General features: G+C 34.9%; 13 protein-coding genes. 5 read left to right on the plus strand and 8 right to left on the minus strand.

Translation table 11 applies throughout. From position 1 onward, the window contains the following. Positions 1 to 39: 39 nt before the first annotated feature. Entirely contained in the window at positions 40 to 288 is a 249-nt protein-coding gene (locus tag RQM59_RS08720; protein WP_349241719.1) for a hypothetical protein, read from the minus strand. Then, entirely contained in the window at positions 288 to 614 is a 327-nt protein-coding gene (locus RQM59_RS08725; RefSeq protein ID WP_349241720.1) for a nucleotide pyrophosphohydrolase, read from the minus strand. The genes RQM59_RS08720 and RQM59_RS08725 overlap by 1 nt, the downstream gene beginning before the upstream one ends. Before the next feature lie 99 nt (positions 615 to 713). On the opposite strand from RQM59_RS08725, the gene RQM59_RS08730 reads away from it, so the two are divergent. The 3 genes from RQM59_RS08730 (at position 714) to RQM59_RS08740 (ending at position 3,406) form a co-directional block, all read left to right on the plus strand. Beyond that, the gene (locus RQM59_RS08730) at positions 714 to 1,241 is read left to right on the plus strand and encodes a cupin domain-containing protein (RefSeq protein WP_349241721.1); all 528 of its coding nucleotides are present in this window, start codon (positions 714 to 716) and stop codon (positions 1,239 to 1,241) included. 298 nt (positions 1,242 to 1,539) lie between these two features. Continuing rightward, positions 1,540 to 2,415 (plus strand): extracellular catalytic domain type 1 short-chain-length polyhydroxyalkanoate depolymerase, encoded by an 876-nt coding sequence (locus tag RQM59_RS08735; protein ID WP_349241722.1) that lies wholly within the window; start codon positions 1,540 to 1,542, stop codon positions 2,413 to 2,415. A 163-nt stretch (positions 2,416 to 2,578) separates the two neighbouring features. After that, complete coding sequence (locus RQM59_RS08740) at positions 2,579 to 3,406, plus strand: hypothetical protein (RefSeq protein WP_349241723.1); 828 nt, start codon at positions 2,579 to 2,581, stop codon at positions 3,404 to 3,406. A gap of 127 nt (positions 3,407 to 3,533) precedes the next feature. On the opposite strand, the gene aat is transcribed toward RQM59_RS08740, so the two are convergent. The 3 genes from aat to RQM59_RS08755 are packed head-to-tail and all read right to left on the minus strand — an operon-like array spanning position 3,534 to position 7,226. Continuing rightward, positions 3,534 to 4,160, minus strand: coding sequence for a leucyl/phenylalanyl-tRNA--protein transferase (gene aat, locus RQM59_RS08745; protein ID WP_349241724.1), 627 nt, complete (start codon positions 4,158 to 4,160; stop codon positions 3,534 to 3,536). Positions 4,161 to 4,218: 58 nt separating this feature from the next. Next, positions 4,219 to 5,598 (minus strand): short-chain fatty acid transporter, encoded by a 1,380-nt coding sequence (locus RQM59_RS08750; RefSeq protein ID WP_349241725.1) that lies wholly within the window; start codon positions 5,596 to 5,598, stop codon positions 4,219 to 4,221. Next, positions 5,595 to 7,226: a mechanosensitive ion channel family protein gene (locus RQM59_RS08755; RefSeq protein WP_349241726.1), complete on the minus strand. Its 1,632-nt coding sequence runs from the start codon at positions 7,224 to 7,226 to the stop codon at positions 5,595 to 5,597. The genes RQM59_RS08750 and RQM59_RS08755 overlap by 4 nt, the downstream gene beginning before the upstream one ends. Before the next feature lie 105 nt (positions 7,227 to 7,331). Between RQM59_RS08755 and RQM59_RS08760 the strand changes: the two genes are divergently transcribed. Then, positions 7,332 to 7,808: a hypothetical protein gene (locus tag RQM59_RS08760; RefSeq protein WP_349241727.1), complete on the plus strand. Its 477-nt coding sequence runs from the start codon at positions 7,332 to 7,334 to the stop codon at positions 7,806 to 7,808. Between the two features lie 50 nt (positions 7,809 to 7,858). On the opposite strand, the gene RQM59_RS08765 is transcribed toward RQM59_RS08760, so the two are convergent. Genes RQM59_RS08765 through RQM59_RS08775 form a run of 3 tightly spaced genes read right to left on the minus strand, consistent with a single transcriptional unit; the run spans position 7,859 to position 11,460 of the window. Continuing rightward, the gene (locus tag RQM59_RS08765) at positions 7,859 to 8,374 is read right to left on the minus strand and encodes a gamma carbonic anhydrase family protein (protein WP_349241728.1); all 516 of its coding nucleotides are present in this window, start codon (positions 8,372 to 8,374) and stop codon (positions 7,859 to 7,861) included. A gap of 6 nt (positions 8,375 to 8,380) precedes the next feature. Continuing rightward, entirely contained in the window at positions 8,381 to 9,112 is a 732-nt protein-coding gene (locus tag RQM59_RS08770) for a LytR/AlgR family response regulator transcription factor (protein ID WP_349241729.1), read from the minus strand. Between the two features lie 2 nt (positions 9,113 to 9,114). Next, positions 9,115 to 11,460, minus strand: coding sequence for a histidine kinase (locus tag RQM59_RS08775; RefSeq protein ID WP_349241730.1), 2,346 nt, complete (start codon positions 11,458 to 11,460; stop codon positions 9,115 to 9,117). 217 nt (positions 11,461 to 11,677) lie between these two features. On the opposite strand from RQM59_RS08775, the gene RQM59_RS08780 reads away from it, so the two are divergent. Next, positions 11,678 to 12,385, plus strand: coding sequence for an SIMPL domain-containing protein (locus tag RQM59_RS08780; RefSeq protein ID WP_349241731.1), 708 nt, complete (start codon positions 11,678 to 11,680; stop codon positions 12,383 to 12,385). Positions 12,386 to 12,425: the final 40 nt, after the last annotated feature.

A 12,425-nucleotide genomic window follows, 5' to 3' on the forward strand; every position in this document is an offset into this window, starting at 1 on the left:
TTCGACAACATCTCGACTCCGCTCGATGTGACATCCTATTTATTTGGTATTCTTATTGGCAATAAATATTCCGTAAATGATACTGGCTACAATCTTGGTAGCAAAGAAACGCTTCCATAGTCCGTTGTTAAAGTTTGTATCTGCCACGCCTTCCCAGTTAAAGGAAATTACATCTTGAAAACTATAGATCAGTAACGAAACAAAACTAATGGCGATTAAAAAAACAACCCCTACTTTAATTGCATTGATCCAAAAAGATCCTTTTTTAATTTTATCTGTAAATGTCATTATTTCAATTTTTCGTTGTTGTGATGACGATCGTGATCGCGTTTGGTTTTAATATCTAATTTTTTCTCAAAAGATTCCTGTAAGTTCACACCTGTTTGATTTGCTAAACATAACACCACAAACAATACATCTGCCAGTTCCTCCCCTAAATCTTTGCCTTTATCAGATTCCTTTTCGCTTTGCTCTCCATAACGACGCGCTATAATTCTGGCCACTTCTCCAACCTCCTCAGTTAGCTGCGCCATATTGGTCAATTCATTAAAATAACGGACGCCATGGTTTTGGATCCACTCGTCTACCTGTTGTTGTGCGTTTTGTATGTTCATCTGAGTAGTGTTCGTTTTAACAATGTAAAAATACCAAAGTTATTTGTTTTGTTTCTTCAATGTTTTGGTTTAATTTTAGAATTCCTTATAACCTCATTTATGTTACGAAAAATAACTGCTGCACTTGTCATATTGGTCTTCTTCTTCAATTGTAAAAATGCTCCCAAAAAAGAAACAACTCCTGAAAAGCCTATCTACGTTTCTTCTGACGCTGGAAAAAAGTGGAATGTATTCGGAGTAGCCATTACTGGAAAGATCTTAAGTGAAGAGACGGATGGTGCCTATACGGTAATTATGACAGAAACCCCTCCGGCTGGTGGACCGCCAAAACATGTTCATAAACATGAGGACGAATTATTTTATGTCTTAAAAGGAACTTATGAATTCTATTGCGGAGACCAAACCATGACGGCTAAAAAAGGAGATATGGTGCGCTTACCTAAAGGAATTCCACATCATTTTAAAAATATAGATTCTATAACCGGAATTACCATGAATACCATTACTCCTGGGGGCTTTGAACATTTCTTTGATGATATTGCAGCCATTGCTAAAAAACGAAAACCAACACGACAGGAAATAGATTCTATTGCCAATACCTATGGGATGCGTTTTTTAAAGAATTAAAACGCAACATATCATTATTATTACTTTATGCTTATCGTGTAGAGATGCCCAATGATTATCTAACGAAAAAGATGATGTAGTTATCGAAATATATCTTTTGATCTCTACAATAGTGTTAAAACCTAAAAGGTACGACATAACTTCTTTTTCATAGGTTATTTCAAATCTATTAAAAAGTTCTGAATAACCCATTCATTCAATTGGTTATCGAAGATAAAAATGTTAAGTTTGGATAAACCAACGTTATGCACAATAGCAAAAAGAATTAAGCGTTAAAAAAAATTAAAGAAACTGTATAATGAAAAAAGCAATTTTACTATTTACCATTTTATTATCAATTCTAAGCAGTTGTAATAAAGATGATAATAACAATCCAGAGGAATGTTACTCAAATACTAATGCACAGACTATAGTTCATGACGGTCTCAACAGAGAATATGTGCTTTATATACCTAGTTCTTACGATGGTGCTACAGCAGTACCACTGATGTTCAATTTCCACGGGTTTGGTGGTAGTGCCAGTGACTATATGCTTGAGGCTGACATGCGCTCATTAGCGGAAACAGACACTTTTATATTAGTTTATCCACAAGGTAGTTGTCTAGATGGTTCTTCTCATTGGAATGCTTGCCCAACGGGTAATGGCAACAAAAGTAATGCTGATGATTTTGGATTTGTAGAAGCAATGATTAATGAAATTTCTTCTCAGCACAATGTTGATCTTGAACGAGTTTATGCCGCTGGCTATTCCAACGGAGGCATGATGGCATATGGGCTTGCCAATTACAAAAGTGATTTAATTGCTGCAGTGGCATCCGTTTCTGGATCTATGCTAGATTGTACTGGACCTACCAGTCATCCTATGCCGGTAATACATCTTCATGGAACTTCTGATGGCGTTCTCCCCTATAACGGGAGTAGTGACTGGAGCTCTGCCCAAAGCACGTTGGACCATTGGATTAATTTCAATAATACAGTTTTAACCCCAACCGTAACAATTAACAACAATATTGAACATTATGTTTATGATCAAGGAGATAGCTTAGTTTCTGTTGAGCATTACAAATATATTGGTGGAGACCATGTTTGGTTTAGCCCAACTTTTCAAGGGCAGAACACATCTGAATTGGTTTGGGATTTTGTGTCACGATATGACATAAATGGATTGAGATAAAGAAAAAAAGTGCATAACAATGTATATAAAAAATAGGCGAAACAGTAGTAAATTCAAGGCTATTGGCTCGTGTCAAACTAATTGCTTAACCAAAAGTTTCTTGCTTCGTAATCGCTTACTTTTCATATACTAAACGTTAGCGGTAATTTGAGCCCAAATCAAAATGAGAGAACAAATATCAGTTGATAAAGCAATCACTAGAGGACATTTAATGATAAATCTTCCTGTAATGATTATTATGTTTGGTACTCCAGGAGTTTCAATGTATTTGTTTAGTGAAAAATTAATTCCAAACTGGAGTATTGGAATTAGTTTTTTTCTTGGATTTGGACTTGCTTGGGCCTATTGGAGTTACGCAATTACTAAATGGCGAATTTGGGCATTTGAAAACGTTAGAAACGTCCACGAATTGAAAAAAAAAGCTATTGAACAAGGTTTAGTCTGGAAAGACAATAGTTGGTTTAATAAAACGGAAATAAAAACCGCCTCTGACCAACAAAAATGGACTGAGTTAGAGAAAAAGTTTGAAAAAAAAGATATTTTTAAAGAAGACCGCTCCGTTCCAAGTCAATCTATTATTTATTATTCTAAAATTAAAAATACATATGAGTTTCTCTTAATGCTTTTATGTCTAGTTGGTGGACTATATTTATTGATAAAACCCGACAGTTATATTTTGGGAACATTACTAACCTTAGTTGGAGGATATTTCGGATTTAAAGAATTAAAACAAGTTCTTGACACTAATCCCCAGATAAATCTAGACAATAATGGAATTAAAACTATCAACACCGAATTCAAAAGTTGGAGTGAAATAAAAAATGAAGAAGTTTTAATGGAAGGTACTGGAAAAAGTAGAGAGTTTTACTTAATTTATGATTACAATGAAGGATTTGAAAAATTAAAAATCGACGATTTTAACATAAGTCCTAAAAAATTAGAAAATTTAATACGAACATATAGAATAAGAAATAATAAAAACTACCGCTAACACCGTATATAATTTATTGCTAGTTCTAGCTTACTTACGAAAATCCTCGCGGATTTTCTATTCAGTTTTTATTTGCTAAATTATGTGCTTAACCTCGCAACAAACCATATACAAACACGTAACGAAACTACTTTTTCAACAAGCTTAAAAACTCATTTCTCTCGATCTCTCTAGCTCCTAAACTGGCTAAGTGATCGTTATATATTTGACAATCGATCAACTCGTATCTACCCGACCATACTAAATAGACAAAGGCTATTTTTGAGGCATTAGATACTTTGGAGAACATACTCTCTCCGCAAAATACATTTCCAATTTGCAGGCCATATAAGCCTCCTACGAGTTCATCATCTTTCCATATCTCAACAGACTTGGCATGTCCGAGTTTGTGTAATGCTATATAAGCAGTTTCCATCTCATCTGTGATCCAGGTACCAAAATCATCTTTTCGTTCTATATGTTTGCATGCATGTATAACTTCCTCAAAAGCGGTGTTCTCGGTAATCGTAAACGCTTTTTTACGAATGGCTTGATGCAATGATTTAGACACTTTAAGTTCATCAGGAAACAGTACCATTCGCTTCTCTGGACAATACCAAATAATTGGCTCTCCTTCTGAATACCAAGGGAAGATGCCCTTTTGATAAGCGTATAGTAATCGCTCTGGAGATAGATCTCCTCCTAAGGCAATAATTCCTTCAGGAGATGCTAATTCATAGGGTGGGAATTCAATTTTTTCGGTCAGCCACATCATACGGTAAAGATACTATCATTCATATAAAAATGATTTTGTTTTCTCTCTTCATTTTGTCTTAAAAAACCAACAAGCCCGTAATATAAATGATACTCCCAACGACCATGGCAATTAAGGTATACGGGAGTATTTCCTTGGCTTTTAATTTGGTAATACCCAATAAAGGTAACGCCCAAAATGGTTGTAACATATTGGTAATTTGATCTCCATAGGCCAATGCCATAATTGCTTTAGGTAACGGGACTCCTAGTTGCAAAGCAGATTCTACTACAATCGGTCCTTGTACCACCCATTGCCCACCACCACTGGGCACAAATATATTTACCAAACCTGCACTAAAAAATGTAAATATAGGCAATGTAGTTGCGGTTGATACTGACACAAAGAAGTCTGAAATTTGCGTAACCATTCCCGAGCTGCTCATAATACCCATAATCCCGAAGTACAAAGGAAACTGAATGAGTATTCCAGAAATATCCGAGATAGATTCTCCTACAGCATTTGTAAATTTCTTAAAGCTTCCGTGTAATAATAACCCCAGTCCTAACATGAAAAAATTGATCAGGTTAGGTGTGATCTTTAATGATCTGATATCATCAAAATATCGAAATCCGAAGGTTACTAAAATGAGTATTCCAAATCCAATGGTCAAAATCTTGGAGCTATCTAATTTATCTGCTTTGGTTGACTTTTCTTCTTCAATCTCCATCTGATATTCTGGCAGATCAATTTTTGTCGGGCTTGCAATCTTTCCTAAAAAGAAAAACAACCCCGTAATTGCGATTACTACCACAGCAAAGACAACCAGGTTCCACCAACTAAAAACAGTTTGACTATAGTCAATAACGCTTGGAATTTGATTCAGTATTTCTGGGGAAGAAACCTCCTTCATGATTCCGGCAATATGTCCATCTTCATTGATCTTGATCGGTGCCGACCCAGAGATCCCTCCGTGCCATACCATTAAACCCATATAGCCAGCTGCTCCAATTATTGGATAGTTCAACTGGATATTATTTCGCTGTGCATGTTCTGCTACTTTTCTGGCTAAAAGTGCTCCAAAGATCAACCCTAAACCCCAGTTAAAAAATGCCACTAGCATCGTAGTACATGCTACAATAGCCGCTGCACTTGAGGTAGTATTACAGTATTGTGTTACTTTGAGAATAGCATTACTAATAGGTTTACTCAACACTAAAACATGTCCTAAAACAAGTATCAACATCATTTGGTACGCAAAGACCAATAATGAATTTGACCAAATTCCCTGTTCCCAAAAACGGAATACATCAATAGTATACGCTCCTAAACCTACATCCATAGGTCTTGTGAATAACAAAGCAAGTACAATAGTTACGAGTGTTAGAAGAATTGCTATCGTAAAAGGTGATGGCAAATAGTTCTTAAAAACATTCTCTATTGCTTTGGTGATTCTCATTCTTTAGACGCGTCTCCTATATTGGTTTTAAAGTTTGCTATCTGCTGTTCTAGAACAGTGTCAATTCTAGCACTGTCCGTATTATATTTTAAATCAATTGCATTCTTTTCTGGAAATTGTTCTATCATCACGGTAGTAGATGGAAAAGCAAAATCTACACCTAATTCTTTCGCTAATTTTACAATAGCCATATGAATTTGATGCCTTGACTTCTGTTCTGTAGCCCATGCTAAATCTTTCAAGTACATATTCATCATAATCAACAATGCGGAATCTCCAAAGCCATTGAATTCGACAATATAGTTATCTGACTTAGTATCTGGATGGGCAAGTATAATTTCACGAACTCCTTTTACAAATGCCTCAATTAACTCTGGAGGGGTATCATAACGAATTCCCAATTGGGTATTATATCTTCTATATAAACGCAATCCGCTATTATTAATAACCATCTCAGATAGTTTACTATTAGGAATCTGATAAATTGACGTATCCGCAGCTCTTACTCTGGTAGACCTAAATCCTACTTCTTCTACAGTACCTACTACTTCACCTGCTTGTACCCAATCACCAATATGAAATGGTTTATCGGTAAAAATCATGACTGTACCTATCAAGTTCTTCACTGTATCCTGAGAGGCAAAAGCAATGGCTAAACCTCCGATAGAAGCACCGGCGATCACCGCCGTTGGGTTTACACCAAAAAGTGTAATGATTTTTAGTACACCAACAACTACAATTAAACCGGTTAAAAAGTTTCCTAAAATAGGTACTAACTGGTCATCTAATTTACTATCTGTTGTTTCTGTAAAAGCCTCATATAAAATAACTAACACCTTCGCTAATTTCAAGAATACATAGATCCAAAAAACAGTGGCCGCGATGTTAATAGAGAGTAAGAACCATTTATTCACTTCTAAACTGAACTGTAATGATGGAAAAATTTTATCCACTAAAGCTAAGGCCACTAATAAACTTATTGGGTGTGCTAATTTTTTTAGTGCCTTATTAATGGAAGGCGCATGTTCCTTAATGAATCGATACAATATCCTTTGTAAAATAAAGAAGGCTATTCTTCTTGCGATATAATAGATCAATATGGTTAACAATAATAACACGATCAATGCAGCATATTGCCAAACTTCGACTCCTAAGAATTTCTTATGCCCATAGCCAGGAATGACCTCTTGAATTCGATCTATATACCAAGGAAAAACGGCTTCATATAGCATATCTATTTTATCTACAGTTTCCGCCGAATAGTACCAATAATTCCCTCGTTTTTCAACCGAGATCAGTGGCATTCTTTCTGGAAAAAGCACATATTTATAAAACTTGCTATATCCTATAGTATCGTTATAGTCAGGATTATTGGGGATTTTGTTAAAATCTATTTGAAGTCCTTTTCCATCTAATACTCTCTTTATTTTAATCGCTGTAGCGATCGCTTCTTTTTCTGAAAGCCCATATATGGTCTTTGCGGATTTCTCTGGTTGATAACTATCCTGTTGCAAATAGTAAATATGTGTATAGATAGTAGCATTAGGATTGTCAAGATTAACGCTATCCTTTACTTGAGCTACTGTACTTAATGAAAATAAGAACGCTAGTAGAAATATTTTTCTCATTGGTCAAATGTTAAAAATGTATTAAAAACAATTGTCAAATTTAAACCTTTTCTGAGTACTTCGGTCTTAAAAGCATTAATAAATAACACATTAAACCTTCAGAAAATGAAAAAATTAGCATCACTATTAGTACTTGTTTTTGCTTTTACCATGACTGCTCAGGCACAAAAAAAGTATAAGAAGAAACATAAAGAGAAAATGACTGCAGAGCAACAAGCGAATTTAGCAGTAAAGAAAATGGCTTTGGCTTTAGAATTAAGTGCATCGCAACAACGTCAAGTAAAGCCTTTAATATTAGCTCAGGTTAACGACAGAAGAGCTGCATATGAAAAAATGAAAAAGCACCGTGAAGAAAAGAAAGAACTTTCTGCGGATGAGCGTTATAAATTAGCGAATGCAAAATTAGATAACCAACTTGCTTTTCAGAGAAAAATGAAATCTATCTTAAATGAAGCTCAATTTGAGAAGTTTAAGAAAATGAAAAAAGGTAGAAAGATGAAAAGAGGAAAGGCTATGAAGCGTAAAAAAATGATGAAAAAGCACAAGGAACACAAAGAACGAAAAGAAAAGAAAGAAGAATAGTTGAGTTGATTAATGTAGAAAGCTCGGTCCTTATTTAAAGGGTCGGGCTTTTACTTTTTAAACCAACTTGAATATTCTACATAATTATTAGCGATCCTATCTATTTCTCCTGATATCAACTCTTGAGAAATATCCTTTACTTTTTTGGCAGGAACTCCTGCATATATACTTCCACTTTCTACGCGGGTGTTTTTTGTTACTACGGCTCCGGCCGCGATAATCGAGTTGCTTTCCACAACACAATCATCCATAATAATACTACCCATTCCTACCAATACATTATCTTGAATAGTACATCCGTGTACAATTGCATTATGACCTATAGATACGTTATTACCAATTGTAGTTGGTGATTTTTGATAGGTGGCATGGATTACTGCTCCATCCTGAATGTTTACCTTATTCCCAATTTTTATATAATGGACATCTCCTCTAATTACCGCATTGAACCACACACTGCATTGTTCTCCTATGGTTACGTCTCCAACGATTACTGCATTTTCGGCTATATAACAGTCTTCTGCTATTTGTGGATGTTTTCCGTTTACCGGCTTAATTACTTTCATGTATGTTTATTTAAAATAAGATAAGAGTCTTCCTTTTTTGGAAGAAGATACTAGAATTTCCTTTCCGTTTGATACTACAACACTCCCTCCTTTTCCTTTTTTGTATTTGGTAACGGCGTTGATATTGACCAAGTAGGATTTATGGATTCGAGCAAAAGGATACTCACTTAAAACATCCTCAAAATACTTCAAGGTTTTACTCACCAGTTTTTTAGAATTCGCTAGATGGATCTCTGTATAATTATCATCTGCTTTGCAAAAAACAATATCATTCACATCTAACACTTCAAAACCATCTTGTTGTGGAATCGTAATCTTTCCTTCCGCAGAAGTAATATTTGGTTTCAATATTTTATGTTCCAAATCATTTTCTTTTTCTTTAATTTCTGTCACATGATTCACTGCCTTTATCAACTCATCAATAGAGATGGGCTTCAGCAGATAGTAAGAGGCGTGGCTATTCAATGCTTCAATAGCATAATGATCATAGGCCGTAACAAAAACGGTTTCAAAAGTTCTGTCTTCTACTTTTTCCAATAGGTCAAAAGCATTCCCAAAAGGCATCTCTACATCTAGAAAAACCAAATCCAATTCATGTTTTTGAATCAATTCATAAGCCTCTTCGATATTGCTTGCTTCTCCTTTTAAGATTACATTGGGGCAATACTTCCCGATATAATTTCTCAGTATTTCACGGCTTACCGCCTCATCTTCGACAATAATTGCATTAATTTTCATAGCTAGTTTTTTCTTAGTAATAGTTCTACTTTAGTTCCTTCTCCGGTATCAAACAGATCACTTACCTGTACGGAAATTCTGTCTTCGTACATATCGTTTAGAATGGCTACTCTATTTTTAATGGTGCTCATTCCTTTCGACTTTTGTTTTAGTTGATTCTTTGTTTTTAACGCCATTGATTTCTTTCTTCCTACACCGTCATCTTGAATACAGATTTGTACCGTATCCACATCTTTTTGAGAAATATTGATCGACAGCTTTCCCATTTCTTTTTTATAGCGTAATCCATGCCAGATCGCATTTTCAATATATGGTTGTAACAGCATTGGTGGGATTGAAAATTGATCTAAATCTATTTCTTTGTCAACATCAACGGTATAGTTAAACTTATCTTTAAATCGATTGTGCTCTAGCTTTACATACAACTCTAATAATTCAATCTCTTTGGATAACGGAATAAAATCTTCATCCGAATTTTCCAATACGGAACGCATTAATACTGAAAACTCTGATAAGTATCTATTTGCGTTACGCTCGTCGTTCACCGCGATAAAACTATTCACAGAATTCAAGGCATTAAAGATAAAATGCGGATTCATTTGAGAACGCATGGACTTTAGAGCCAATAAGTTATTCGCCAGTTTCTGCTGTCTATTACTTCTGAATAACAAGGAAGCAACGGTGACTAAACCAATGAGGCCCGCTATTAAACTATAGATAAGGATCAACTGATTTCGATTGCGTTCTTCACTTAGCTGCTGATCCTTGTATGCCAGATCTATTTTGGTACTTTTAAAGGCTTTATCCTTTTCTAAACTAGCGATCCGGTTTTGATTGTCCGCAATTTTCCGGGCAAACCGTTTGGCCTGCGCAATCTCCTGCTCCTTCCTTATATATGCCTTGTCTACGAGTGCCACATAGTCTTGATAACTTTTTAAAGCTTTATCATAATCTCCAACGGTGGCAAAGGTTTCTGACAATTTACGGGTAGCATCTTTCTTTATTTCTAAGTTATCTGGTCGTCCTGGGTTGTTAATACTGTTTTGTAAATACGGAATGGCCTTTTGATAGTCTTCCTTTTGCGTATAGGCCCTTCCTATTTTATAGTTTAATGATTGAGGAGTGATCGTATTCGCACTTGATGAAAATGTGAGCAAAGAATCTTGCTGGGAAATTTCCAATCCATCAAAACTTATGAACCCTTCTAGGTTCGATAATTTTTGTTGTTTAGTAACAGCGCCATTAAAAATAGGGCGATCATTTGCGTCATAATCAATGGATATGGAATCTTTTTCTAAAATATCATTTAATGTAATCTTTCTGAGCTGAATTTCGTCATCAAATTGGCTATTGGAGTTATAAAAATCCGCAACTTTATCCTGTACTTTTAAGGATCGTTTTAAATTCTCTGTTTTTGCCGAGTTAATAGAGTTTGTAAAAGACTTCTTTGCTTGAATCAGATTTCCTTCTGCTCCATATACCTCTCCTATTTTGGAGTTCAAGTCCGTAATCTTAGATTTAATATCGTTATCTGTCGCTATTTTTAACCCTTTTTGATAACTCTCTTTAGATTTTGGATATTCTTTTAATCCAAAAAATGCGTCCCCTAAACCTTCATAGGTCAGAATGCTTTCATATTTGGTTAGTTTCTTATTTAGAACTTCGTCAAACGTTGTTTCCGCCAGTGTATAGTTTTTAGAAACCACATAGGTTTGTCCCAATAAGATATTTGTATTAGCGCTGTACTTATAATTTAAGGAGTTTACGTAATTGGCAATAGCTAAATCATACTGCTTCCAATAGAAATAAATATTTCCAAGAGTGGTATAGGTTGCGGCATTCCGATTATTAGTTTCTTTTTCTGCCAAAATATCTTCAATAAAAGAAAGGCTTTTATCTATATTCTTTTCCTTATAATACTTCGCAGAATCAAGATTTACATTATACTCATCAACCTTAGGTTCCTCGCTAACGCTCATTCTAAAATAGCTCTTTTCAACTCGCTTATTTCCCTTTCTAGATCTTCTATTTCCATAAAACTCTTTAACCTCCACCTTAATATCCTCATCGTTTTTTATCGTGTAGAAAACTGTTTCAAAATCCGGATGCACTATCACTAATTCATCCCCTCTTCTAGCTGTTATTCGATAGGTACCAAAATTCGGGCGGTAACGGAATAACTCACCATTTATAGTTACTTCAGCATTTTCAATAGGTTTTTGAGTGTTCTTATCTATAACCTTTAAAGAAACCTCAAAAGGCCTATTGTACTGTCTAGTTTCTTGAGATATTCCAAACCGAAGTCCTATGAGAATGAATAATACGGATATGTAAATCTTTTTTGCCATACTTTAAATATGAATGTAAACATACACACAAAAACGCATTCAAAAAAACCCGTTTACTAGCCAAACCCACCTTTTCACACTCCAAAATCCCACTTTACTAAAAAGTAGGTCCTGTTTACTCACTCAAATGTTCCATTCACTCATTCCCCATTTTTTTTAAACAAAGTTGGCCCTAGAATTGTAGTAGCTAAAGCCAACAACATTAAAACACATGAAAATGAAAAAAGCAATCTTACTTTTATTTGTACTTACCAGCTCTATTGGTTTTAGTCAACACAGTAACAATTCAACACTGAACAAACCTTATATAGAGGTGACTGGAAAAGCTGAAAAAGAGATCGTTCCAGATGAGATCTACATTAGCATCACCCTTAAAGAGCGCATGGCGCGAAGTAAAAAAGTAACCATTCAACAACAAGAGAGTGATCTTAAAAAACAATTGGCGGTGATCGGTATTCCTATCGAAAATCTATCTATTTCTGATGTCAATGCAACTATTTTAAAAACGGGTTGGTTTTCGAAAGATATTCTTGCCACGGCTAATTATACACTTAAAGTGAATGACGCTTCAAAGCTTAAAAAAGTATTTGAAACATTCAAAAAATCGAAAGTACATCGATCTCATATTAAAAAAGTAAGTCACTCGGATATTATCAACCTAAAGAAACAGAACAGAATAGCCGCGATTAAGGCCGCTAAAGAAAAAGCAGACTATCTATTGACAGCCGTTGGAGAAAAAGTAGGAAGGCCTATGTTAGTAAATGAAAACACCTATCATAATGGTATCGGAAGAAACCTAAATGTGTCGAATGTCTATGCTAAAGCGGAAGGGTTCTATAATGATCGCGCCAAAGACAAAGCTCCTGTTCAATTTGAAAAAATAAAGATTGTTTCTACGATCTATGTAAAATTTGAAATTAAATAAAACCAAACTTTTAATCGTCTGTAACATTAAAAAATAAACA

This window comes from Asprobacillus argus, assembly GCF_032248395.1.
Classification (GTDB): Bacteria; Bacteroidota; Bacteroidia; order Flavobacteriales; family Flavobacteriaceae; genus Polaribacter; species Polaribacter argus.